The following is a 25,122-nucleotide window of genomic DNA, read 5'->3' as shown; positions in this document are numbered from 1 at the left end:
GGCTAGCCGCGAAAGCCGGTGGCCACGACAAATTTCTCGGAACTGTCGGACCGGGATGCAGGGGGTTTGACGTTCGCCACTTTGTTGAACTTCTGTTTCAGAAGCTTCTGCAGGTCCCCTTCGGCTCCGCCAGCCAGCACCTTGGCGACAAATGTCCCGCCTTCATCCAGAACATCGAACGCGAAATAGGCGGCTGTTTCGCACAGGGCCATGATCCGCAAATGGTCCGTCTGTTTGTGGCCCGAGGACGCGGCGGCCATGTCGGACATCACCACATCTGCTTTGCCCCCCAGCCAGTCTTTGACCTTCAGATCCGCGTCATCCTCCATGAAATCCAGCACATGGGCTGTAGAGCCCGCGACCGGTTCCACTTCTTGCAAGTCGACGCCCAGAACGGTGCCGATCCGCTTGCCGCTTTTCTCGCCCAGCGCGTTCACGCGTTGAACTGCCACCTGCAGCCACCCACCGGGGGCACAGCCCAGGTCAACAACGCGGGCGCCCGGCACCAGAAACCGAAATTTATCATCCAGTTCCAAGATCTTGTATGCCGCACGTCCGCGATAGCCATCCGCTTGGGCGCGCTTCACATATGGGTCGTTCAGCTGCCGCTCAAGCCAGCGGGTTGAGCTGAGCTTGCGCCCACGCGCGGTCTTCACCTTGACCTTCAGGTCGCGCTGTCCGCGGCCCGAATTGCTTTTGCCACTTGGTGTCTTCGCCATCAGAACGGTCCGTCTTCCAATACACCGTCCGCGCTCATCTGCGCATAAAGCAGACCTTCGCGCAGCCCCCGGTCCGCCACGGAAAGGCGGTCGGTGGGCCAGCATCTGAGAAGCGCCTGCAATATCGCCGAGCCGGACATGATCAGGGCCTGCCGGTCATCCCCGATCCGGGGATCGCGGCGCCGACCCTGAGGGCCGAGTTCTAGATAGCCGCGTATGACTTTGTCAATCTGATCGCTGGTCATGCGCAGCCCATCCACCTTGGTGCGGTCATAGCGCTTCAACCCCAGATGCGAGGCCGCTACGGTGGTGACCGTGCCGCTGGTACCCACGATCTGGAACCCTTCGCGCGCCTGTTCGTCTTTGTAGGGTGCGAAATCGGCAAGGTTTTCTTCGAAAAACCAGCTCATAAGCGCAAAGCGGGCAGAGTCGTCCTCAACATCGTTGAACTGATCGCGCAGGGTTGCCACGCCCAGCGGCACGCTGATCCAATCCACCACTTTAGCGGCGGGGAAGGGGCTGTCAGTGGTGTGAAACCCGTTATGCAGCCGCATGATCGCCGCCGGGCGATCCCGGCGCGGCACGGATGAGATGTCGATCCAGACCAGTTCGGTCGAGCCGCCCCCGATATCGACGACCAGCAATTGCTCGGTCTTGGTGGACACCAGCGGCGCGCAAGAGATAACGGCCAGGCGCGCCTCTTCCTCGGGCTGGATGATCTCGAGCGTCAGGCCGGTCTCGCGTTTCACCTGCCGGATGAAATCGCGCGAGTTCCTGGCGCGACGGCATGCCTCGGTCGCGATCAGGCGCATCCGCCTGACCCGGTTACGCTTCAGCTTTTGCTGACAGATCCGCAGCGCCTGAACGGTACGCGCCATGGAAGACCGGGACAAACGCCCGGTCCGCTCGAGCCCCGCGCCCAGTTGCACGGATTTCGAGAAACTGTCGACCACATGGAACCCGCTGCCGTTGGGCTGGGCGATCAACATGCGGCAGCTATTTGTTCCCAGATCCAGCGCCGCATATAACGCATCTGGATCGGGTCTTTCCGGCGCGGGGCTTTCGACCGCCTTCGGGAACGCGCCCGCACCTTTGGGACGCTTGGGCGCCATCTTCCACGCCCTCCGATTTTCGAGTTACCCCGACCATAGGTCGCGCACCTGAATCGCGCAAGACGCTCATTAAAGTGATGAGAATTTTGATATGCGGCTTTGGCCCATAGTTCGTTACAAGGCTGGTATTCCATCGTAGGCAAAAAGGTCGTTTGAAATACGCCTTGTGTCGAAAACCGACCGACCCCTGCCCATATAGATGTTTAGAACCGGCCCATCTGGTTAGGAGGAATCATAGGCGATGCCTGACGTCACCATCGTATACTGGCGCGACATTCCAGCCCAAGTCATCGTCGGCAAAGGTCGCCGCGGTGCCAAGCGGCAGTTGGAGGAACGGTTCGAGCAAGCGATCGACCGGGCTGCCATGAAGGTGAACGCCAAGGACAGTGATGCCTACCTGGCCGAATGGCGCAAAGCCGCCCCGTTCGAAGTTGAAGGCGACCCGGCCGAGATCGCCGAGGCGCAGGCGGTGCGGTTGGAAACGGAATACGATCAGGACCGCGTGAAAGCGCTGATCGCAAATGACGGTTGGGCATGAGCCCGAAATCTTTATGGGAGGCCGCGATGGCTTTGCTGAACTTCAAGAAACGTGATGCAGTTGAAAATGGCCCGGTAAACCCGACTGTCGAAGCCTTCTTGCAGGGCTATTCGATCGAGGTGATGCCGCGCACTGCCGAGAAAGTCGAAGACTTCCGCGCGCTACTGCCTGAAGGCACCCGCGTTTACATCGCCCATATCGAGGGCACGCCCATCGAGGATATGGTCAAGACCGCCAAGCGGATCGCGGCCGAGGGTTATCCGGTCATGCCGCATTTTCCGGCGCGTATCATCAAGGATGCGGCGACGCTTGAAAACTGGATTTCCATGTATCAGGGCGAAGCCGGCGTCGAGCAGGCGCTGCTGCTGGCCGGTGGTGTCGCAACGCCCCATGGCGCATTTGACAGCTCGATGCAGCTGATGGAAACCGGTCTGTTCGACAAGGCGGGCTTCAAGCGTCTGCATGTCGCTGGTCACCCCGAAGGCAACAAGGACATCGATCCTGACGGTTCGACCAGGAATGTCGAAGACGCCCTGCGCTGGAAGCAGAAATTCAGCGAAACCACCGACGCTGAAATGGCGCTGGCGACGCAGTTCGCCTTCGACGCCAAGCCGATCATCGCCTGGGCCGACAGCCTGAAAGAGGCCGGGATTAACCTACCGATCCATATCGGCATTGCAGGCCCTGCCAAGCTGCAGACGCTGATCAAGTTCGCCATCGCCTGTGGTGTTGGCCCGTCGCTGAAGGTACTGCAGAAACGTGCGATGGACGTGTCCAAGCTGTTGCTGCCTTATGAGCCGACCGATGTTCTGACCGAACTGGCCAACCACAAGGCGGCCAACCCGGACTTCAACATCACCAACGTGCATTTCTTCCCACTTGGCGGTATCAAATCCAACGCCACCTGGGCCATCAACAACGGCGGCGCTTCGGCAAAGCCTGCAAACTCCTAAGGAACGGACATGACCCGTACAGTCGTCGAATCAAAAACAAAAACTGCCGTTCTGGGCTTTGACGAACCGTTCTGCGTGATCGGTGAACGGATCAACCCTACAGGCCGCAAGAAACTGGCTGCGGAACTGGAAGCAGGCGATTTCTCGACTGTCGAGAAAGACGCCATCGCGCAGGTTGCAGCAGGCGCAACAGTTCTGGATATCAACGCGGGCGTTGTCTATAACTCGAACCCCAACCCGAACGAGACCGAACCGCCGCTGATGACCAAGATCGTCGAGCTGGTGCAGGGTCTGGTCGATGTGCCGCTGTGCATCGACAGCTCGGTGCCCGGTGCGCTTGAAGCTGGTCTTGAAGCGGCGGAAGGTCGTCCGCTGTTGAACTCGGTCACTGGCGAAGAAGAGCGTCTGGAACTGGTTCTGCCGCTGGTCAAGAAGTACAATGTTCCGGTTGTTGCGATCTCGAATGACGACACCGGGATTTCCGAAGACCCCGATGTGCGCTTTGCCGTTGCAAAGACTATTGTTGAGCGTGCGGCCGACTATGGCATTCCGGCACATGACATTGTGGTTGACCCGCTGGTCATGCCCATCGGCGCGATGGCAACGGCTGGCCAGCAGGTGTTTGCTCTGGTCCGTCGCCTGCGCGAGGAGCTGGGCGTGAACACCACATGCGGCGCGTCCAACGTCTCGTTCGGATTGCCGAACCGCCACGGCATCAACAACGCCTTCCTGCCGATGGCGATGGGTGCTGGTATGACGTCGGCGATCATGAACCCGGTCGCGCTGCCGGTTGGTCCCAAGAAGCTGGCCGAAAAGAAGGCCGAGATCGAAGCAAAAGGCATCATCCTGCCTGCGGATATGGATGACGAAACCTTCTGCCAGATTTTCGGTCTGGGCTCGACCCTGCCGCGTGCAGGCAAGGAAATGGAGGCCATCCGCGCCGCCAATCTGCTGACCAATAACGACCCGCATGGCGGTGAATGGATCCGCTTCAACAAACCGCCCTCCGAAGCGGGCGCGGAAAGCGATGGGGCCCGTGGTCGCCGTGGTGGTGGCCGTCGCCGCCGCGCTTGATCCATCTTTCCTAGGACATCGAAAAGCCGGGCCAGCGCCCGGCTTTTTGCGTTTGATGCGGATCAATGTCCTGCGGGAGAGGGTTTGCGACACTGAAGGTCCTTTACTGCAGAGAAACGGGATTTGCATGATCAAGCATCACCCACCAAAACTGACAGATGCCGACCTAAGTAAGCGGCTGGGGAAAAAGGAATATTTCGAGAATCTTGTTGACCTGCAGGCGCAACTCGCCCTGATCCAGCAGGCCTTCCTGTTTCATGGGGTCAAGGGAGTGCTGGTGTTCGAAGGCTGGGACGCTGCGGGCAAGGGCGGTACGATCCGCCGGATCAGTCAGGCGTTGGACCCCCGCAGTTTCAAGGTCTGGCCGATCGGTGCGCCGCGCAATTACTATCTGAACCGCCATTACCTGTTGCGGTTTTGGGAGAGACTGCCCCCTGATGGCGCGATCTCGGCCTTTGACCGCAGTTGGTATGGTCGGGTCATGGTCGAACGGCTGGAGAAGTTCACACCCGAACATCGCTGGAGCGCTGCCTATCGCGAGATCAACGATTTCGAGCGGATGCTGGTCGATGACGGCACGCGGATCGTCAAATTGTTCTTCCATATTTCGCCGGATGAACAGATGGCCCGGTTTACGGAACGTCTGCGCAATCCGATGAAGAGATGGAAGTTGACCTACGAGGATTTCCGCAACCGGGAACGCTGGGACGAGGCGCAGGTGGCAGTGGAAGAGATGCTGGCCCGCACCTCCACCGAGATCGCGCCATGGCATGTGATCCCGGCCAACAACAAAAAATACGCCCGGATCTCCGCGATGCGTGCGATTGTCGACGCGTTCTCGAAAGATATCGACCTGAACCCGCAGCATCTGGACAAGCGAACGCTGGACGCGGCTTGCGAGGCGCTGGATGTTGAACAATCTCTGATCGACACCCTTCGCGCCCGTACGGAATAATCCAGATCTCCAGCGCCGAAAGGCGCTTGCGGACTGTTGGCGCGCAATGCTATCCAAACGCGCGCGGCGGGTATGATGTAATGGTAGCCTGTCAGCTTCCCAAACGTAGAAGTGCAGTATTGGCGTCTTCTAGTTTCTCCCAAAGTGGTTGATTTTATTGCAGAAAGCGCCGCAACGTCGTCCTGACGTGTTATACCGCGTTGCAGGTTTCTGCCTACAAAATCACTGCAAAAAGGACGACGAGAAGATGCCGATAGAACGATTGAAGCTGACCGAAGCGTCAGCCAAAGCCGCGCCGATAAACGCGAAGATATGGGATACTGAGATCAAGGGGTTCGGTCTATTCGCGGGTAAGACCAAGAAGACCTTCTACTTCCAGAAAGATGTGCACGGTAAGACCACACGCACAAACTTGGGCAACTGGCCGGAGACGCGTGTCGCAGACGCTCGGTATGAAGCGTCGTTGCTTGTTGCCGAACATGCTTCGGGTGCGGTCGCGAAGCGTCTCCGCGCATCCCGCATCCCGACACTTGAACAAGCCACCGACGACTATCTTGCACGACCAAAATTGCGTTCCGAGCACAACAAGGCGCAAGTGCGCGCGCAGATGCACAATCACTTGAAAAGCTGGCTCAAGATGCCGCTTGATGAGATTTCAAAAGCCGACTGCGTTCGTGCCCATGCACGTGCCGCGAAGAATGGCGAGCGCGGCGCGAACCATGTGATGAAGTCCTTTCGCTCAATCTACAACCACGCACGGCGGGTGCACGACCTGCCAGAATGCCCAACCATCGCAATCGAGTGGTTTGAGGAAAGACCGTCGCAAAAGATCATTGATGATTTTGATCAATGGCGGAAATCTGTTGATGCCCTCGAGAACGAAGTACATCGCGCCTATTACCGTTTTCTACTGGTTACGGGTCTTCGCTTTGACGAAGCACGTTCGCTGCGCTGGGATCAGATTCACGAAGATCACCTGCACCTGCCAGAAACCAAGAACGGTCGTGCCTTCGAATTGCCTTTGATGCCTGAACATCACTTGATCCTTGATCCGCTTCGGATTCACGCAAGCGACTATGTGTTTCCGGGTACGCGCAACGCGTTACACCTGAAATGCCCCGCGCGTATTCCATGGTCGGCCCATGACCATCGCCGTACCTTTGCAACCTTTGCCACGACAGAAGCGGGTTTGCTTGAAGAGACGGTCGGCAGATTGCTGAACCATACGCCACAATCGGTCACTGGCGCGCGGTACATCGTGGTCAATCACGAGAAGCTGCGTGAGCCTATGGCGCAAGTCACCTCAGCGTTTAAACGCAGAGGTCTGATTTAAATAGAGAAAATTTGGAAAACGTATTGCAAATCTGATTTGCGGTTACTAAGTTCGACCATGTGAACGCCCCACGATCCGGGAAACCCCTCGGTGGTTGAGGCCGATGCGCGACTACGAAGCCGTTATTGCTCAGGAACCAAAACGCGTCCCTTTATAGGGCAGAGTGGGTGAAAGCATTTCGGTGGGGGGAAGGGAGGAAAGCGCTCGGTCACTGGCATTCGTCTTTCAACGAATGTGGAGATGACCAAAATGGCCGCCCAAAAACCCCAATTGCTTGATACTGCTCAAGCTGCCCATCACATCGGATATTCGACAAGTACGCTCGAATGGTGGCGTACAACCGTGCCAATGCGTGGCCCGAGATTCGTCAGAATGGGTCGGCGTATACGCTACAGACTCGAAGACCTGAACGCTTTCATCGAAAGCGGCATTGTCGATCCTGCCGCGGTACGGTGATGCGTAATGGAATGTTTGAAACAATGGCGTGCCGCTGCCGATCAAAGCGGCCATTCCGTTCGCGAGTGGAACTCAAGTAAGCAGGAATGGTGGTATCGCCCGATCAATGAACCATTGACGGACGATACGATAAAAGAGCATCAGACGCGCGGCGAAAATTGCCGTGCTATCTGGCTCAATGTTGGAACCGAAAGCGATCCCGACGCGCGCGAACACACGCGTTTTATGATTTTCGATTTCGACGATCACAACGAACGTATGTCGATTGAAACGATCCATGAGCATGTGGCTCGCGTCGCATCTGTTCTTGCTGAAATCGACATTCCTTACCGAATGTTCCTTTCAGGTAGTGGTCACGGAATGCACATCTGGGTCACGTTCGACTCGCCGAAGCGCGTGGACGTGATGAAAGAGCTTGCCGATCACATTCTGAAAAAAGCAAATCTCGAACGCAAACCCGGAGGTGAGCTCGCGGACGGCTTCGTTGAGGTGCTTCCAAAAGGTATTGGAAAGCAGGTTTGTGCGCTTCCATTTGGACGCAAGTCTTACAGGATGGCGTTGGCTGACGACGGTTCGATCTACGAAACTGTCCCTCAGGATACCATTGTCGATCACTACGCAGGTAAAAAGAGAGGTCGCAAGCCAGCCGAAGCATCTGGCGAGGAAAATCGAGATGATGCCTTTGACGCCTTTATCAAGAGATACGACGCTGACAATCGCTCAGATTGGGGAGCCGCTGGTATTTGTTTGCAGGCTGCGTTCGGCAAGGAAAGCGATTGGGCTCGCGAGCGTTGGCTTAAATGGTCTCAAACGTCGCCCGAGTATCGACAAGGTGACGATGCGGAGTGGGACAGGCTTACCAGCGCGTCAAAGTACACCCCGTTGTCGTTCTGGCGCATCGCGCAGGCAAATGGATACAAAGGCAAGATACCGTTCACGGCCACAGAGAAACGCAAGCTCCTCGCTCTCGATTTTCTGACAGACGTGCGCATCATCCGCGATCAATCGAATGTTGCCTACGCCGAACTTAAACCACGCGACTGGGTTCGCATTGAAGATGCTGAATTTCGAAATGCGACAGCACTTGGTATGTTACGCGCCTATCAAAAGATGCCTGCGGAGCAGGACGTGAAATCTGCCCAGATGATTGCACTTGCGGAGGCTGCGGAAGCCAACCCCGAAAAGGTTGATCTGAGGTTCGCACGTGTTGGTGGCAAGCGATATGTGTTTCTGGCCGATAAAGACTGCACGATCATTGAGATCGACGATGCCGGATGGCGCGTGAACAACGATGCGCCTGTTCAATTTCGCAAAGGTGTTGGCTTGCCCATGTCGATGCCAGAGCAAGGTGACTTGTCTGATCTGATCGAATTTTTGAACGTGGATGAGGATTCAATGGTGTTTTTGCTCGCGTGGATGGTCACAGCGATCATTAACCCCGGTGAACAATGTCCCATCGCAATTCTCGACGGTTCAGCAGGTTCGGCGAAGTCATCGACACTTTCTACTCTGATCGAAATTGTCGATCCTAAAGTGGGTGCGCTTGGTGGTGAGCCGAAAAGCGAGGATGATCTGGTGACATCTTCGTACCAGTCGGCAGTTATGTCTTTTGACAACGTGACGACGCTGGCGAGTATGTCTGACGCGCTGTGTCGCTTGTCTACTGGCGGTGGCCTGACCAAGCGAAAGCTGTACTCAGACGGCGGTGTGTTCGCTCTCGACGCAATGCGCCCACTGATGATTTCTGGACTTGATCCGACGGTTTACAAGCAAGACCTTATTGAGCGCATAGTGCGGGTGACTCTAACGCGCCCCAAGTTCTACATGGATGAGGACGAATTCCGAGCCTATCGCAAGGCGCACATCTCCCAGTGGCGCGGAGCATTGTATTCGCTCGTCTCAGCCGTTCTCCGCGACGTACATTCGATTAAGCAGTCGAGCAGCAGGTTTGGTGTGTATTCCCGCGTTGGCGAGTGTGTCGCCCGTTTGCTTGGTCGCGATGAGGGTTGGTTCGGTCAGCGATATGCGGCGATGCGACTGGAAATGGCGTCCGAGGCGGCGGCAGCCGACAGCGTCTATGTTTTCCTGACTGACTTCCTAGCTGGCTTCGATCAAGCTATTGGCACACTGCGCAGCTATTCTGCGACTGAGTTGTTTCTTGAGATGAAATCTGGCTTCGGCGACCTGGCTCAGACAGTTTCGCCCAAGGACATCCCCGGAAACGCGCGTGCTATTTCACCGCGCATTGTGCAGGCTGGTGGGTTGATCGAGAAAACCCACGGCTGGCGCGTGTCACGCGGACGAAACAGACAGTTCGTGTTCGAAAAGGTGGCGGATGTAGAGGCATCTGTTGAGGATGTGTTGGCCGCGTATCGTGAGCATATGACCAAAACATTGGATCAGGTTGGTATTTGAGTATCGGTAGCCTATTGATAGAGAGAGGGGCGTCGCAGGTTTGCGGCGCCTTATCGTCTGCGCGTAGCACCAACCTGACTGGGAATACTAAATGGCACCCATCACTGGAATTCAAGCCGAACAATCTTTCACGAACCTAATCGACCGCAATGACCTGTTGGGAAAAGGAACCGCGAGGCACGTCTACGCCGTTTCGACCAGCAAAGATTTTGTTATAAAAGAAAGCATTTTGCCTTTTCATTACAGCAACTTTGTCGAATGGACTGTGTGGACAGCTTTGGAAAAAATGAAGGAAGACCTAGTCGGAAACACACCCAATGCGACTTTGAGCGATCAATTTGCAAGGTGTTTCGCAATTAGTGAGTCTGGTCGCTATTTGATGATGGAGCGCTTGAATTCTCTTAATTCCACGCAAACCCAACCTGCTAGCCACACGTTGCCTGATTGGTTGAACGATAGAAAGAAGAGTGCATTTGGCGCGGATCGCAATGGCAATGTCAAAGTAATGGATTACGGGATGGTGGACTTTTATAAGATTCTCAATCCCAAGAACTATCACACAATATAGTGTTTAGCGTGTTTGATGGGGGTTTCAGCCTGTCCACAACACAAATGGAAAGATCAGTATCATTGCTCGAAACCGACTGTGTTAGTTCCATTGTGATACGCAAACGCGCAAAAACGGTGCGATCTTAACTTTTCGTATGTGAATTAAATGGATGGATGGTACGACGTTTTTTCCATCCATCCATTTTTTTCGCGCAAGGGAAATCTTGAATGATGGTTTTTTGCGGTTTTGCGTATCACATGGCGGATCAGTCGCAATTCTCTCGGCCACACTCGGGGCGATCTCTATGCGGTGTTGAAAGAATATGTCACCATTATTGACATACTTTGATCCACTCTCACCGTCTCGCCTACAAAATGCCTACACTAATTCTTAGGCACGAACTGTAACCGATTGAAAACTAAGTGCGCCATGTAGCTATAATGTAAGCTCAGTGACCATACGTTAGACGGCTGGTGTGCAGACACGTTAAACACCTGATAGATCATCCAACATCTGTGCAGAAATGCGAATGGACCCCCTAATCTGGCTGCGGCGTCAGCGGGGGTGGGGTTCACAGAATTTTTCAGTAAATCCGCTGACCCCGCCCATTACCGCAAGATCGCCCTTAGTGGGACACTGCCCCGGTCGAACTACTACCGCCGATCCCCGCATAATCATCACGCGCGCGTTTGACGAAACAGGGGGCGGGTCGTCGCGCAGTTTCCTTCTTTGCGGTTCGCCCCCGCACCTAAAGGAAACCCCAATGCAGATTACCCTCAAGGCGAGCGCAGACGACAAATGCGTGCTGTCCGAAGTTACCATTTCAACGTCTATGGAGTTCGTCGCGCCTGTTGGCATCGACTGCTTGATGGATGCCCTGACCAATCTGATGATTGAACCTGAATCCAAGGAATTGCACGTCGGCGACGTGATCCTCGAGAAAACGCAGTCGATGGTCAAAATCCACGCAGGTCACGGTGCGTTCCACATCCCGTTCATCCACCTGTTCCCGATCCTGATTAGCCGAGGTGAAGATGTCTAATAACCGCATCGACCGCCTGCGGTCCAATTTCGATCTCATTCGCTCCTGTCTTGAGGGCGAAGACGCAATCAAGGATCAGGGTCAACTGTATGTTCCGAAGCCGTCGGGCATGTCCGTAGACGACTACAAATCCTATCTGGATCGGGGTCATTTCACGGGGGCACCATCCATGACCCAGCGCGCCTTGGTTGGTCTCGCGCTTCGAAAGGAACCCGTGTTCAAGCTGCCTGAACGCCTCGAACCGTTGCGCTTGAGTGTCACGCACGAAAACGCGCCGTTGCACGTGCTGGCCGAGGATATGACGCGTGAGGCCGTCACAATGGGTCGCTTCGGCATCCTTGTTGATTTCCCACAGGGTAACAACACGCCAACAACGGTCCCGCATTTTTCGACCTTCAAGGCAGAGGAAATCGACGAATTCGACACCGCCTATGTGGATGGGAAAAAGGTGTTGTCGCGGGTTTGGCTCAGTTCGGACGAGCAGTTTGAAAACGCCGACGTGACCTATGAACTGATCCTTGAAGACACGATCTATAAGTTTCGTAGGTTTGTCCGTGATGCGCAGGACAATCGTGTTGATGTGGGCGAAGAGATCATTCCGACGGTCAATGGCAAGGCGCTCGACTACATCCCATTCGTTATGGTCAGCCATGAGGGCATTCGCCCAGAACATGTGACACCGCCATTTCTCGCTCTCTGCAAGACGGCAATTGCGCATTTCAATACCTCTTGCGACAAACGTCACGCCCTACATCTGACAGCCGCGCCGACACCGTGGATCGCGGGATCAATCTCAGAAAAGCACAAGCCATCGACCATCGGGTCGGGTGCTCTGTGGCTGCTGCCCGAAGGCGCACAGGCGGGCTTGCTTGAGTTTACGGGTGCGGGTGTTGCCGCGATGAAAGAGGAGATGTCCGAGCTTGAGGACGAAATGATGTCCCTTGGTGCCCGTATGTTGTCGACCACAGTCAATCGCAACGAAACACTGGGCACAGCAACGCAGCGAACACGGTCTGAACTCGCGCTGTTGCACTCGGTCGTTGTGTCGGTCGAAGCGGCCTTGAATGCTCTGCTTCGCATTGCTGCCGAGTGGGTGGGGGCGTTGCCAGACGAGGCATCAGCCAAGCTGTCGCGTGATTTCATTGAGGCGTCGATGGATCCGAAGATGATCGAGATGCAAATGAAGCTCTATATGTCCGGCTCGATTTCCCGGCAGACACTCCACGAAAACTTGCAGAAGGGCGAAATCGTCCGCGCAGACCGCACTTGGGAAGAAGAAAAGGACATGATCGACGAGGAAGGCGGGGACACCACAACCCTTATTCCGAGGGTCGCCTGAATGGAGGCATCAAACGGTCTTGAAGTGGAAGCGCCCGCCCATGAAATGTGGCGGGCGGTTGTTTCTCGGGCAATCTTTGATTTGTTTGGCGCAATCCAAATGACCTCGCACCCGGATGAGGCGCGGGTTTTGCGTGATGAGGCATTACGCTTTCTGACGGCGACGTCCGGCGGCTGGGCGCGATCACGGTATGACATCTGCACTATGGCAGACATCAATCCACATCTTTTGCGCAGCAGGGTCGTTGCGATCTTGGAGGGCGCGGATGTCCCGGAACTTGATGGGCGGTCGTCACTTTCGCATATCGAGGAGGCGCGGGCATTCTGGGAAGCGTTGAAGGGTGAGGACGAGCGTGCACATGCGGCACGTGTTGCCATCGCGAACAATCCGAAACCAAAACGTGCACCTAAGCGGCAGTTCCCGAAGATGCGCTATTCTGAGCGGCGTGCGGCCATTTTTGATGTGCTCAAAGAAAAGGGCGAGGCAAAGTTCAAAGACATCTTGCTCGCGCTTGATGGAGACATTTCGGATCATGGCATTCGTGAGGTTTTGAACAAGGCCATCAAAAAAGGCGAAATTACCCGAAATAGCGCAGATTTCACTTACGCCCTTGCTGCTTAGTCGAACTCAGTCGGGAACGCTGTGGTCGAGCGAAAAGGCGCAATACCGCATATTCAAATCGAGGCCAGGGGGTCGCGCATCTTCACGTTCAAATTGAAGGGCGGGCTCCAAGGAGCCCGCTTTTCTATTGCTGGTGGAGATGCAAATGTCTGACGAAAACAACGATAAACTGATGGAGCAGTTTATCGAGAAAGCGACCCCGAAACTGCTTGAGGCGATGCAGGATGGCTTGTCCAAGCAGATCGAAGAACAGATCGGTGGTTTGAAAGACAACGCGGCAAAGTTGCTTGACGAGGTCAAAGACGCGCAACGTGATCGCGACACTCGCGAAAAACAACACGCTGATGAATTGACTCAACTCAAGAATTTGCTCGGTCAGAATTCGAAACCCGCAGATGTCAAAGCCGCGTTGACGCCAGAATCCGTCAAACTGACCCGAACACAAGCCAGAGACCCGCAGTTGTATCGCCGCGCGAAGACACTGGCGGAACAAGCTGGTACATACGTCGAAATCGTGGCCGACCAATGAACCGTGTGGACCCCCTCAAACGCATGGGCAGGCAAGTCGCGGCCAAAGCCGTTCTCGGCCTGCGTGGCATAGACGCTTCACGTATCCACGTTGATGAGCGCAACGTCGTCTATGTCGATCACTGTCAAATCTCGGACACGGATAGGTCGCGCATCGTTTTGTTGTCGCTAGTGTTCCTTTCTTGGGTGTCGGACAATTATGATTGCCCATCTGAAAAGGCTGTAGACAACCCGATTTATGCTGCGGACATGCGTTGGTTGATTGAGCGGTTCGGGGGTGCTGGTGGCACCATCGGACACCTGTTGTCCGAATTCCTCGAACTTGCCAATCCGCTCTTGGAGAAGCCCGCATGAGTATCGACATGCAGCGCATATTGAAGGCGGTTCCGAAAGAAGACCCCGGTCCCGGTCGGAAATCGCTCATTCGACAACGGTCGGATTTGGGTGAGGTCGTTCTTGACTGCGTGCTACATCGTCGCCCTTTTGCTGAAATTGCGAAACGGCTGGGCGTCGAAATTACGACCCTCGACCGCTTCCGTACGAAATTCATCACCGACGAAGTAAAGAAGGTTGTGCTTGCTGAGGCAGCACGGGCCGAGTCCGCCGCAGATGACGCGGTAATCAATCGCGGTCAAGACGACGTGCAGCGCGGTCTGCGTGGGATCATCGAGGAGCAGAAGGAAATCTATGGCTTGATGAAAGCCAAGATCGGAGATGGCCGTGACGTTGAGGACCTTGCGCCTGCGCTCGGCCAACTCCTGCGGGATCAGGGGCAGTCATTCGAACGACTTCTCAAATCCTACACAGCTCTCAAAGAGAAAACGACGGTCGTATTGTCGATCAACGAGGCCCCCGAATGGGCGGTGTTGCAAGACATCCTTTATGTGGTTTTCGAAAACCACCCCGACGCCTTCGAAATGTTCCGGGCGATGGTTGCGGAAAGGAAGCTGAGCCTTGAATGACCTCGGCATCTTTCTCCAGAGGCTCGAGCGGCGCACTGATCCGACTGCTCTGCTTGAGCACATTGTGGGCGGGCCTGCGGATGGTTGGCAACGTAAGTTTCTGACGTCCTCTAGCCCGTTCGCGATGTGTCTTGCCTCAAGGCGGATCGGCAAATCACAGACAACGGGTGTACTGGCTGCTCAGACAGTCTCGATGCCTAATCGAACCGTATTGATCCTCTCGCCCACGCTGGCGCAATCCACCTTGCTATTCAAAAAATGTTTACAGGCGTGGCACGAACTCGGGCTGTCCATTCAAAAAACACGCCTCACGCAGCAGGTCATGGAACTTGCGAATGGGTCGGCCATTGTCTGTGTTCCTGCGGGTCAGGACGGGGAGTCTGCGCGTGGTTGGGGTGTTAAAGATGGCGGGCTGCTGATCTACGAGGAAGGTGCCTTTATCCCCGATGCTGTATTTGATGCGACGCTGCCCATCCGAGAGGAGGGCGGGCGCATTCTCCTGATCACAACGCCCGGTCGCGTAGGCGGGTTCGCCCATCGGCTGTGGGTGGACAACGACGAAGTTGAGAAGATCACCGCACGTTCGACCGATCTGCCTCGTATGGCTGACAAGGTCGCGTTTGACCGAAAATACCAACCGCCTCTGACCTTTGCGATTGAACACGAACTTAGATGGTCAGGCGGCGGTACGCCATTCTTTGCGCCTGAGACCATTGAGAACGCTTTTACAGATATGCCCGAATTGAAGCTGGGGGACATCTATGCAGCCGCCTGAAATCATCCAGCGGGGCGAGGACTTGATCCTGCCATGCTCTGACCCAGCCGTGACCGTTACGCCCGGATATCGCCGCTATCTCGTTGGCTTGGATATCGCGCAGTCGGCGTCCGCATCGGGTCAGAACGCTTTTTCGATCATCATGGACGAGCGTGTGCCACGCTGGACTCAGTACGCGCAGGAGCTTGGGCCGCGTCGTCGCGTTGTCGTGCGGTCTGAGCGTATCCCCGCGATGGCATACACTGAACTCGCACAGGTAATTCGAAACCTCATGTTGCAGGAGCCACTTGCCTCGGCTGGCTACTTAGTTGTGGACGCGTCAGGTGTTGGTCGTGCGTTCTGCGACCTCCTGAATGCCCGAGGGGTGCAGCACACCCGAATGCAAATCACGGGGGGCGAGAACGAGTCCGAGTCGAAAGAACGCGGCGTGACGTTCAACAATGTCTCGCGCAACCTGCTCCTCAATACCCTGAACGGGGCGTTGCATACAGGCGACCTCGAAATTGGGGACATACCGGCGCGTTTCGAATTGCAGGCCGAACTTGAGTCATTCGAAGCGTCGATCACCGCGGCTGGTCGCACGACGATTTCGGGTGGCACGAAAGCTGGGCACGCGGATATGGCGGGGTCCGTCGCGCAGGCGCTGTGGTTGTCTGATCACCGCTCAGTTGGTGCAACTGTGGGCGAGGTTCGGTTGCGAGGTTATTGGTGACAGCGCCCGCGTTTTCGTCGAGCCAACGACAAATGGGCCCGTGCTGTTGACTCGCAAGCGCCGAGAACCCCAGTAAATCTGCGTAGCGCTGAGGCGTGACGCGTTTTTTGCACGATAGTGGGCATGTCTAGTCAAACTGCGCTATGTGACGCGCTGCTCATGGCAACAAATTGCAACGTACTAGAACACCCTCTGAGTGCGGGGACGACTACCCGTCGATATGTTTATCTCGTCAGACAAGATAAGGACACGACAATATGGATAAAGTGCAAGCACGCAAAGCGCGTTGTAACCTGTGCGATGAGATAACAAACCATCTGAATGCAGACGCGTTCCATGGCTATCCGACGCAAAGACTAGCCGCGACAATCGCCGCGATGTTGGTCGGGAAGGATCGATATGCGCCCAGCACGTTAAAATATGTTCAGGAGCATGTTTCGGAATTGAGTGGTCGACTCCGGCAAGCGAAAGTCTAGAGTAGGGCGGCTTTTTAGCCGCCCTTTTTTTCGTGTGCTTGTTTTTAAAGAGAAGTGAACCCAACAAAATTGTTGGGATTGTTGACCACAACATAAATGTTGGGTATGTAGAGTGCATGAATACAGGCATAATACTCAACGAAAAAGAATTGCGCGAAGCCCGCGCACGCGTCAGCGCCTTTGATGAGGCTTTGGCGACCGAAGAATCGCTCCGGCGAGTAGCGGATGGATTGCCCCCGGAAGTCGTGAAGCAAGTAACGGCAACGATGCGCTCAGAACGTGATGATCTTTCTGATGCAATCTCGGCCTACGAGTCCGCGAAGGAAACAGGAAAACCCTCACATCTCGAAAGTAGGGCGGATAGAGATCCGGGGCTGATGTTGATCGTTGCCCGGATCGCAAAAGGGTATTCGCAGCGCGATCTAGCGTGGCGGCTTGGTGTAAAGGAGCAGCAAGTACAGCGCTACGAGGCTGATCGCTACAACAGCATCAGTATGAAGAACTATGCGCGAGTTGCAGCATTGCTAGGTGTTCGGCTGCGCGCAGCAATTGAGCCTGACCCGCAGTTTCGTGGGCTGGACAGAGTAATAGATAATGTTTCCAAGTCTGATATTAAGAAGATTTTGAAACACGGTCGCGAAAACGGCTGGTTCGATGCCGAGATGACAGAGGATCAACTTCGACGCCTAATAGCCGAAAACCGCATAGACTTTGGTAGTCCGACTCTTTTGAGGACTGGTCTCAATGTCAAAGATCACAGCGAGGACGTTTTGCTTCATGCGTGGCGTGCGCGAGTTGCGACGCGTGCTGTGGACGTGATCACAAAAGGCGTTCCAAAGTATAACCCGGCAGATACAAACTGGCTGGGGCAACTTTCTAAATTGAGTGTTCACGGAGACGGTCCTGCGCGTGCAAGGCAGTTGTTGCTTGAAAAAGGGATCGTCTTAATTCCCGAACGGCAGATTCAGGGTTTAGCAATAGATGGAGCTGCATTCATAGTGGATGCTGTCCCTGTCGTTGGTTTAACGCTGAGACGTGACGACATTGGCAACTTCTGGTTTAGCCTTCTTCATGAGCTTGGGCACGTCGTTTTGCACAGGCTTACAGGTTTGAAAGGCGGCTTCTTTGATCAGTTTCGCGAGGGCGAACCGCAGCAGAATGACATTGACGAACAAGAGGCAGAAGCCGATGCTTTTGCTTCTAACCTATTGATCCCGGATGAACTTTGGCGGCGCTCACCTGCTCGCATCGCCAAGTCGCCAAAGGTGATCGAAAAGTTTGCCAAGGACCTTGGCATCCATCCCGCCATCGTTTTTGGCCGGATAAGAAAGGAGAGAAACGACTATTCGATATTCTCTCAAAAAATCGGGGGGAAAACCGTGAGGAAACAATTAATCGAGCAACCCGATAAGGAGAATAGCGATGCTGCCATATCGTCCGGCACTGAGGTTTAAGCAAGGTGAATATACCGCGGCAGGAGGTATCCGCGCCGACGTACAAAAGTATGTTCGGCCATACTTTATTCTGCCACCGATCACCGAAAAAGATCCAGAACTAGACCGCCCCTTGACGCATGATGAAATCGCGACCGTAACGGGGCAACGTATTGCCAAGCACTGGCCACGTTATCCCGCATATCTTGATGCACAATACGTTATGTCCTCACCAAGTGACGAGGGGATCGTTCGCTTGTTCCAAGTCGCCCGCGAACAGAACAAAAACCTGATTCCAGTTGTGCCGGCGGCGGATATTGGAAACCCGGTTTGGTCAAGGTTAGCGCAGTCGACATTCCCACGGCTTGCCATTTACGTTCGCGCAGATTCAATCGACGAGGAACAACTGACTGAAGGATTGTTGTCCCTTGGTGTCGAGGCCGCGGATTGCGAAGTGTTCGTCGATTTTTCCGACCTTGAGCTTGGCCTAGATGATGTCGCCGCAATCGTCGGCGGCACGATTGACACGCTGGCGGAGATCGCGAACTGGGGTTGCATAGTTTTCCAGGGTTCTAACTTCCCCACGACTAACCCGGCCGAGCCCGGCAAAACTGCGACGGTTCCTCGCCTCGAATGGACGATCTTCAACGAGGCTGTGCGAGAATGCGGCGTCCCCTCGGAACGCCTCGGATTTAGCGACTTTGGTGCGGATTGCGGAAAAATAAACTTTCCGAAAACTAAAGGAGCGCCGATCCCGATCCCGCATGTCCGCTATACAACCGAAACTTCGACACTTGTTATCCGCGGTCCTAAAGCGGGAAACCAATCTGATAGGATGCGCGGCGTCCTCAAGCAGCTTGTGGAACATCCCGATTTTGCGGGTAAAGGCTTTTCGTATGCTGACCGCCGTATGTGGGAGGCCGCTGAGGGCAAATCGTCACCGGGGAATTCGTCTATGTGGCGTGAATGGAATATGGCCCATCACATCCTCAGGGTAGTCACTGATCTTGCAGCAATGAATGGGATTACACTGGTTGAAGATGTGGTGGCGGACGAACTTGAACAACTGGATTTGTTTTCAGATGCGTAAGTAGGCGTTTGGTCTTTGAAGTTTTGGTGCCTTGTTATCTTTGCGAAGGCAAGGTATCGCTAACGTGCAGAGGCCAAAGGCTTTGCTTGCGGGTGTAGCTCAATGGTAGAGCAGTAGCTTCCCAAGCTGAACGCGCGGGTTCGATTCCCGCTACCCGCTCCAATCATTTTGAACGCCGTGCCTGAAACAGGTTGATGACCGCCGGAATATGCACGCCGTCGGCACGCTCAAAAGGTTGGAAGACCTTTGCGACGGCCTCTCGGATGATCGCAATATCTTCGGGCGTCGCCTTGAAATGCGTGATCAGACGCGCGGCGGGGCCGATGCGGGTGCACAAGGCCGCGCAATCCTGCAATGTGCCTGCCACTTTCAGGAACAGCGGCACCGCCTCTGCCTGAATGTCGGTCAGACCTGCCTGTGAGAGAATTCCGTTGACCCGGTCCCGGTCGTGAAACGCCAGTGGTCCGGGTGCGTTGCGGTCAAATTTCGGCAAGGAACCCAACCGTTTCGTCGCCTCGATATGGGGCAGTTTGAACCACGGGTTGTCATCCAGCGGACCCCATGCGGCAAATGTCATCTGACCGCCGGGTTTCAAGGCGCGGGACATATTGGCAAAGGCCGCGACCGGGTCGTCGAAGAACATGACCCCGAAGCGCGAGATAAGGGCGTCTTGGGACCCTTCGTCAAAGGGAAATGTCTGCGCATCGGCAAATTGAAACGCGATATTCGACATCCCGGAAGCGATGGCGCGCTGCTCGGCACGATCCAGAAATTGTTGCGAGAAATCAGCCGCGAGGACATGCCCGTCAGGCCCGACCCGTTGCGCTGCAGCGACGCAGCTTGCGCCTGTGCCGCAGCCGATATCCAGAACACGCTGGCCGGGGCTCAGACCCGCCCGATCCAGAACAAGGGTCAGGACCGGGGCCAGCAACGCGTCCATCTCATCCTCATAGGTCAGCCATTTCGCTGCCGAAGGTGACGTGCTCCAGAGTTCTGCCTGTTCTGCGTTGGCCATGTCGCCTCCTATGGGGCGACTATGACCTCCGGCGGCGACGGCGACCAGACTTTTCCTCATCCCCTCCGCCCGTGTTGAACGACGGTGAAGGCAGGGTGACTACCTTCGCCAGATCGGGGAACGGATCGGTCTTGTGCGGGATCGCGTTGGCGGCGACGAAATGGTCCTGAAACTTGGGCTCGATGGCGGTTTCGACCTTGGTGATCTCGCGCACGACACGCTCGATTTCGGCGCGCGATCCGATGTTGCACAGGGCGATCCGCGCGCCGGTGCCTGCAGCGTTGCCTGCGCTGGACACCTTGTCCAGCGGAGCGTCGGGGATCATGCCCAGAACCATCGCGTGTTTGGTCGAGATATGCGCGCCGAAAGCTCCGGCCAGCACCACGCGATCCACGCGGTCGACCTCCATCTCGTCCATCAGCAGGCGCGCACCGGCATAAAGCGCGGATTTCGCCAGTTGGATGGCGCGGATGTCACCTTGGGTGACTGTGATGCGCGGGCCGCCTTCGGCGCTGGCGTCGTGGATCAGATAGGCATGCGTACGACCCTCGGGCACGCAGCGCGGGGTGCCGGTCTGCTCGCCTGATCCGATCAGGCCGCTTTCATCCAGCAACCCAGCAATGCGCATCTCGGCCACGGCTTCGATGATGCCCGAGCCACAGATGCCGGTGATTCCGGTGGTGGCGATGTCCTGATCAAAACCTTCCTCATCGGACCATTTCTCGGACCCGATGATGCGGAAGCGGGGTTCTTTGGTCTCGGGATCAATTTCGATCCGCTCAATAGCGCCGGGCGCGGCGCGTTGACCGGAACTGATCTGCGCGCCTTCAAAGGCGGGACCGGTGGGCGAGGAACAGGCCAGAACGCGCTGGGTGTTGCCCAGCAGAATTTCGGCGTTGGTGCCCACATCGACTATCAGCACGAGGTCTTCGGACTTGCCGGGTTCTTCGGACAGCGCGACGGCGGCGCAATCTGCGCCCACATGGCCCGCGATGCAGGGCAGGATATAGACCTGCGCGCGGGGGTTCATGGTGGTCAGGTCCATCTCACGCGCGGGCAGGGACATGCTCTCAGATGTGGCGAGTGCGAAGGGGGCCTGACCCAGTTCGACCGGATCCAGGCCCAGCAGTAGGTGGTGCATGACCGGGTTGCACACGAACACGGTTTCCACGATCAGCGCAGCATCGATCCCGGCCTCATTGGCGATCGAGGTGGTCAGGTCGTTGATCGCCTCGCGCACCGCTTTGGTCATCTCGGCATCACCGCCGGGGTTCATCATGGAGTAGGACACGCGGCTCATCAGGTCTTCGCCGAAGCGGATCTGCGGGTTCATCAGCCCCGAGGACGCCTTGACCTCGCCGGTTTCCAGATCGGTCAGGTGCGCGGCGATTGTGGTCGAGCCGAGGTCGATGGCCAGACCGTACAGCCCCTGTTCGTGCAGACCGGGCCAGATTTCCACAACCCGAGCGACCTCGTCCTTGTGGCCTTTGTGGACGGCCACGGTGACCTCCCATTTCCCTTTGCGCAGAACGGGTTGCAGCTTGGACATCAGCGACAGGTCGGCGGTCACAGCCTCAATCTTCCACTGCTCCCGCAGGGCACGTTCCAGCCGTTCCAGATCGCCGGTGGGGGAATGCATGTCGGGTTCTTCCACCACCACGAAATACAGCCGCGTGGCCGGGTCCATGGTGATCGCGCGCGCCGCGGCGGCTTTGCGGACGACCTGCCGGTGCACCTGAGATTCGGGTGGCACGTCGATCACCACGTCGCCCTGAACCGAAGCCTGACACCCCAGACGCCGACCGGGTTTTAGCCCGCGTTTATCATCATAGCGCTGCTCGACCGCGTTCCATTCGCTCAGCGCGTCCTCGGAAACGGTCACGCCGTGCTTGGGAAACTCGCCATAGCTGGGCGTGATCTGGCATTTCGAGCAAATCCCGCGCCCTCCACAGACCGAATCCAGATCGACGCCCAACTGACGGGCAGCGGTCAGAATCGGGGTGCCGACGGGGAAATGCCCACGTTTGCCGGAGGGGGTGAAGACGACAAGAGGGTCGGTGGTCATGAAAGGCCTGCCTTTGTATTCGCGCGTATGCCGCGCAAGATATGCGTTTGCGCGCAAAGCGAAAGGGCATTCAGCGGCAGGTTTTGCACAACTTGCGTCGTTTTGAAGCTGGGCTGGTACAACAAGTTGGGTCAGGGGGCTTTCCCTTTCGCCAAATCCGTGCCATAGGGTCGCCGTCAAACGGGCTTTTGCATGGGGTTATCAGATGCAGATTCGTGAGGCACTTACCTTTGACGACGTTCTCCTGGTTCCGGGCGCATCTTCCGTGCTGCCTGCAACGGCGGACACGACCACGCGCGTGACGCGTGAGATCACCATGAACATCCCTCTGCTCAGCTCGGCCATGGATACCGTGACCGAGGCCCGTATGGCCATTGCTATGGCGCAGGCGGGTGGCATTGGCGTGGTGCACAAGAACCTCTCGGTCGAGGAACAAGCCCGCGAGGTGCGGCGGGTCAAACGCTTTGAATCGGGCATCGTCTACAACCCTGTGACCCTGCGCTCCGACCAGACCCTTGCAGATGCCAAGGCGCTGGTCGAACGTTATAATTTCACCGGTTTCCCGGTTGTCGATCCAGATGGCCGCGTTGTCGGAATTGTCACCAACCGGGACATGCGCTTCGCTACTTCTGACGACACGCCGATTCACGCGATGATGACGTCCGAAAACCTTGCGATGCTGAAGGAACCTGCCGACCGGGAAGAGGCCAAAAGCCTGATGCGGGCACGTCGCATTGAAAAGCTGCTGGTCGTTGATGGTGAAGGCAAGCTGACCGGTCTGCTGACATTGAAGGACACCGAACAGGCGGTTCTGAATCCAACGGCCTGCAAGGACCGTCTGGGTCGGCTGCGGGTGGCCGCGGCGACCTCGGTCGGCGATGCCGGGTTCGAACGGTCCGAGCAACTGGTGGATTCGGGCGTGGATATTATCGTTGTCGATACGGCGCACGGCCATTCTCAGGGTGTTCTGGACGCAGTGAAACGGGTCAAGACGCTGTCGAACGAGGTCCAGATTATTGCCGGGAATGTCGCCACTTCTGAGGCAACAAAGGCGCTGATCGATGCGGGTGCAGATGCGATCAAGGTGGGGATCGGACCGGGCTCGATCTGCACCACGCGGATGGTCGCGGGGGTCGGTGTGCCTCAGCTGACGGCGATCATGGATTGTGCTTCAGCCGCGGGCGATGTGCCGGTGATCGCCGATGGCGGCATCAAGTTCTCGGGCGATTTCGCCAAGGCCATCGCTGCCGGTGCGTCCTGCGCCATGGTGGGCTCGATGATCGCCGGAACCGATGAAAGTCCGGGTGAGGTGATCCTGTATCAGGGCCGTTCGTTCAAATCCTATCGTGGTATGGGCAGTCTGGGCGCGATGGCGCGCGGCTCGGCTGATCGGTATTTCCAGAAGGATGCCGCCAACGACAAGCTGGTGCCCGAGGGGATCGAGGGGCAGGTGCCTTACAAAGGTTCAGCCAGCGCGGTGATTCACCAATTGGTCGGCGGCTTGCGCGCCGCGATGGGCTATACCGGATGTGCCACGGTCGATGAGATGCGTCGCAATTGCAACTTCGTCAAAATCACCGGTGCGGGCCTGAAAGAAAGCCACGTGCATGATGTTCAGATCACGCGCGAAAGCCCGAACTATCGCGTGATGTAGGGCGAAACCGACCAGGTGGTGAAGCTTTTACTGCCCGGTTCGGCATGGGAAAGACAGGAAGACGGCAATGACACCGGCCGCCCGGATTCAGGCCTCGATCGAGGTGCTAGACGAGATTCTGGCTGGCGTGCCGGTTGAAAAGGCTTTGACCGGATGGGCCCGGCGCAGCCGGTTCGCTGGGTCCAAGGACCGTGCCGCAATCCGGGATCATGTGTTCGATGCGGTGCGATGCAGACGGTCCTTTGCCGCTTTGGGCGGGGGCGAGACTGGCCGGGGCCTGATGATCGGAGCGTGCCGTGCGTCCGGAACGGATCTGATTGCGTTGTTTTCCGGCGACCGACACGCCCCAGAACCCGTCACCGCAACCGAGGGCGCACGAGCCTTTTCATCGGATGCCGAGCGTTTGGACATTCCGGAATGGCTGTGGCCCGGATTCGTCGATTCGTTAGGAGCTGAGGCAGAGCCCGTCGCCATAGCGCTGCAACACAGGGCACCGGTTCACCTACGGGTCAACCTGTCCCGGGCGTCCTTTGCGGATGCTGTTTCGGCCCTGGCCAAGGACGGCATTGTCGTTTCTCCTCACCCTGTATGCAGTACGGCTTTGCAGGTAGGTGAGGGCGCGCGAAAGATCGCTCAAAGCCGGGCCTTCACCGATGGTCTGATCGAGTTGCAGGATGCCGCAAGTCAGGCAGTGGTCGAGGCAATCCCCCTTTTGCCCGGCATGCGTGTTCTGGACTATTGCGCTGGTGGCGGTGGCAAGGCGCTTGCGCTGGCCGCACGCACCGAAGGTGTCGAGGTCTTTGCCCATGATGCAAACCCTGCGCGGATGAAGGACCTGCCCATTCGGGCTAACCGCGCTGAGGCCACGATCACAATTCTGGATAGTGATGATGTGAAAAGGCAGGCTCCGTACGACGTGATCCTGACGGATGTCCCTTGTTCCGGCAGCGGTTCCTGGCGGCGCGCGCCAGCGGGAAAATGGGCGCTGACGCCGGATCGGTTGCGTGCATTGCCGATCCTGCAATCCGAAATTTTGGACTGCGTAGCGCCCTTGCTGACCGAAACCGCAACGCTGGTTTATGCCACCTGTTCCATGCTGAACGTCGAAAACGAAGGCGTCATCGATACGTTTCTTCAAGCTCACAGAGGTTGGACAAGCCCCTTCCGGCACAGGTGGCTTGTATCCCACGCAACGGATGGGTTTTTCACTGCGCACTTGACGCGAAAACACTGATCTGAGAACAACCTCAAGAAGTGTTGTCGTCCTGATGTTAAGCGGCTGTTAACGAGTTCGGGCCGATATAG

24 protein-coding genes and 1 tRNA gene are annotated in these 25,122 nt (G+C 56.6%); 21 read left to right on the top strand and 4 right to left on the bottom strand.

Annotated features, from left to right (window positions below):
• Window positions 1-2: 2 nt before the first annotated feature.
• The gene (locus ACRZ9X_RS15895; RefSeq protein WP_480520559.1) at window positions 3-719 is read right to left on the bottom strand and encodes an RlmE family RNA methyltransferase; all 717 of its coding nucleotides are present in this window, start codon (window positions 717-719) and stop codon (window positions 3-5) included.
• Complete coding sequence (locus ACRZ9X_RS15890; protein WP_480520557.1) at window positions 719-1,831, bottom strand: Ppx/GppA phosphatase family protein; 1,113 nt, start codon at window positions 1,829-1,831, stop codon at window positions 719-721. Before ACRZ9X_RS15890 ends, ACRZ9X_RS15895 begins: the two co-directional genes overlap by 1 nt.
• A gap of 241 nt (window positions 1,832-2,072) precedes the next feature.
• Here ACRZ9X_RS15890 and ACRZ9X_RS15885 point away from each other — a divergent pair, with 241 nt between their 5' ends.
• The 19 genes from ACRZ9X_RS15885 to ACRZ9X_RS15795 all read left to right on the top strand — a co-directional run bounded on the left by ACRZ9X_RS15885 (window position 2,073) and on the right by ACRZ9X_RS15795 (window position 19,245).
• Complete coding sequence (locus ACRZ9X_RS15885; RefSeq protein WP_480520555.1) at window positions 2,073-2,369, top strand: virulence factor; 297 nt, start codon at window positions 2,073-2,075, stop codon at window positions 2,367-2,369.
• A 26-nt stretch (window positions 2,370-2,395) separates the two neighbouring features.
• The gene (locus ACRZ9X_RS15880) at window positions 2,396-3,322 is read left to right on the top strand and encodes a methylenetetrahydrofolate reductase (protein ID WP_480520596.1); all 927 of its coding nucleotides are present in this window, start codon (window positions 2,396-2,398) and stop codon (window positions 3,320-3,322) included.
• 9 nt (window positions 3,323-3,331) lie between these two features.
• Window positions 3,332-4,396: a methyltetrahydrofolate cobalamin methyltransferase gene (locus ACRZ9X_RS15875; protein ID WP_480520553.1), complete on the top strand. Its 1,065-nt coding sequence runs from the start codon at window positions 3,332-3,334 to the stop codon at window positions 4,394-4,396.
• A 127-nt stretch (window positions 4,397-4,523) separates the two neighbouring features.
• Window positions 4,524-5,351 (top strand): polyphosphate kinase 2 family protein, encoded by an 828-nt coding sequence (locus ACRZ9X_RS15870; RefSeq protein WP_480520551.1) that lies wholly within the window; start codon window positions 4,524-4,526, stop codon window positions 5,349-5,351.
• A gap of 247 nt (window positions 5,352-5,598) precedes the next feature.
• On the top strand, window positions 5,599-6,684 hold the full coding sequence (locus ACRZ9X_RS15865) for a tyrosine-type recombinase/integrase (RefSeq protein WP_480520549.1): 1,086 nt from the start codon (window positions 5,599-5,601) through the stop codon (window positions 6,682-6,684).
• Window positions 6,685-6,924: 240 nt separating this feature from the next.
• Window positions 6,925-7,140: a helix-turn-helix transcriptional regulator gene (locus ACRZ9X_RS15860; protein WP_480520547.1), complete on the top strand. Its 216-nt coding sequence runs from the start codon at window positions 6,925-6,927 to the stop codon at window positions 7,138-7,140.
• Between the two features lie 6 nt (window positions 7,141-7,146).
• Entirely contained in the window at window positions 7,147-9,555 is a 2,409-nt protein-coding gene (locus ACRZ9X_RS15855; protein WP_480520545.1) for a TOTE conflict system archaeo-eukaryotic primase domain-containing protein, read from the top strand.
• Between the two features lie 91 nt (window positions 9,556-9,646).
• Window positions 9,647-10,123, top strand: a complete 477-nt coding sequence (locus ACRZ9X_RS15850; protein ID WP_480520543.1) for a hypothetical protein — start codon at window positions 9,647-9,649, stop codon at window positions 10,121-10,123.
• 745 nt (window positions 10,124-10,868) lie between these two features.
• Complete coding sequence (locus ACRZ9X_RS15845; protein ID WP_480520541.1) at window positions 10,869-11,147, top strand: hypothetical protein; 279 nt, start codon at window positions 10,869-10,871, stop codon at window positions 11,145-11,147.
• Window positions 11,140-12,486 (top strand): DUF4055 domain-containing protein, encoded by a 1,347-nt coding sequence (locus ACRZ9X_RS15840; protein WP_480520539.1) that lies wholly within the window; start codon window positions 11,140-11,142, stop codon window positions 12,484-12,486. Before ACRZ9X_RS15845 ends, ACRZ9X_RS15840 begins: the two co-directional genes overlap by 8 nt.
• Before the next feature lie 204 nt (window positions 12,487-12,690).
• Window positions 12,691-13,107 (top strand): hypothetical protein, encoded by a 417-nt coding sequence (locus ACRZ9X_RS15835; RefSeq protein WP_480520537.1) that lies wholly within the window; start codon window positions 12,691-12,693, stop codon window positions 13,105-13,107.
• 145 nt (window positions 13,108-13,252) lie between these two features.
• Window positions 13,253-13,636, top strand: coding sequence for a hypothetical protein (locus ACRZ9X_RS15830; protein ID WP_480520535.1), 384 nt, complete (start codon window positions 13,253-13,255; stop codon window positions 13,634-13,636).
• Window positions 13,633-13,989, top strand: a complete 357-nt coding sequence (locus ACRZ9X_RS15825) for a hypothetical protein (protein WP_480520533.1) — start codon at window positions 13,633-13,635, stop codon at window positions 13,987-13,989. The genes ACRZ9X_RS15830 and ACRZ9X_RS15825 overlap by 4 nt, the downstream gene beginning before the upstream one ends.
• On the top strand, window positions 13,986-14,597 hold the full coding sequence (locus ACRZ9X_RS15820; RefSeq protein WP_480520531.1) for a hypothetical protein: 612 nt from the start codon (window positions 13,986-13,988) through the stop codon (window positions 14,595-14,597). The genes ACRZ9X_RS15825 and ACRZ9X_RS15820 overlap by 4 nt, the downstream gene beginning before the upstream one ends.
• A gap of 124 nt (window positions 14,598-14,721) precedes the next feature.
• The gene (locus ACRZ9X_RS15815) at window positions 14,722-15,372 is read left to right on the top strand and encodes a terminase large subunit domain-containing protein (protein ID WP_480520594.1); all 651 of its coding nucleotides are present in this window, start codon (window positions 14,722-14,724) and stop codon (window positions 15,370-15,372) included.
• A complete protein-coding gene (locus ACRZ9X_RS15810) occupies window positions 15,359-16,084 on the top strand; it encodes a hypothetical protein (protein WP_480520529.1) in 726 nt (241 codons plus the stop codon). The genes ACRZ9X_RS15815 and ACRZ9X_RS15810 overlap by 14 nt, the downstream gene beginning before the upstream one ends.
• Before the next feature lie 592 nt (window positions 16,085-16,676).
• Window positions 16,677-18,014 (top strand): ImmA/IrrE family metallo-endopeptidase, encoded by a 1,338-nt coding sequence (locus ACRZ9X_RS15805; RefSeq protein WP_480520527.1) that lies wholly within the window; start codon window positions 16,677-16,679, stop codon window positions 18,012-18,014.
• Window positions 17,983-19,083: a beta family protein gene (locus ACRZ9X_RS15800; protein WP_480520525.1), complete on the top strand. Its 1,101-nt coding sequence runs from the start codon at window positions 17,983-17,985 to the stop codon at window positions 19,081-19,083. Before ACRZ9X_RS15805 ends, ACRZ9X_RS15800 begins: the two co-directional genes overlap by 32 nt.
• Before the next feature lie 88 nt (window positions 19,084-19,171).
• Window positions 19,172-19,245 (top strand) — tRNA-Gly (locus ACRZ9X_RS15795).
• 1 nt (window position 19,246) lies between these two features.
• Here the strand turns inward: ACRZ9X_RS15795 and ACRZ9X_RS15790 are convergent.
• Both ACRZ9X_RS15790 and ACRZ9X_RS15785 read right to left on the bottom strand, forming a co-directional pair.
• The gene (locus ACRZ9X_RS15790) at window positions 19,247-20,098 is read right to left on the bottom strand and encodes a class I SAM-dependent methyltransferase (RefSeq protein ID WP_480520523.1); all 852 of its coding nucleotides are present in this window, start codon (window positions 20,096-20,098) and stop codon (window positions 19,247-19,249) included.
• Window positions 20,099-20,117: 19 nt separating this feature from the next.
• Window positions 20,118-22,163: an ASKHA domain-containing protein gene (locus tag ACRZ9X_RS15785; protein WP_480520521.1), complete on the bottom strand. Its 2,046-nt coding sequence runs from the start codon at window positions 22,161-22,163 to the stop codon at window positions 20,118-20,120.
• A gap of 205 nt (window positions 22,164-22,368) precedes the next feature.
• Here ACRZ9X_RS15785 and guaB point away from each other — a divergent pair, with 205 nt between their 5' ends.
• A complete protein-coding gene (gene guaB / locus ACRZ9X_RS15780; protein WP_480520519.1) occupies window positions 22,369-23,817 on the top strand; it encodes an IMP dehydrogenase in 1,449 nt (482 codons plus the stop codon).
• A 67-nt stretch (window positions 23,818-23,884) separates the two neighbouring features.
• Complete coding sequence (locus tag ACRZ9X_RS15775) at window positions 23,885-25,051, top strand: RsmB/NOP family class I SAM-dependent RNA methyltransferase (RefSeq protein WP_480520517.1); 1,167 nt, start codon at window positions 23,885-23,887, stop codon at window positions 25,049-25,051.
• Window positions 25,052-25,122 lie beyond the last annotated feature (71 nt).

The organism is Ruegeria sp. AL1 (assembly GCF_056540905.1).
Note: the sequence above shows the minus strand (reverse complement) of the source record. Positions and strands in the feature narration are given on the sequence as shown.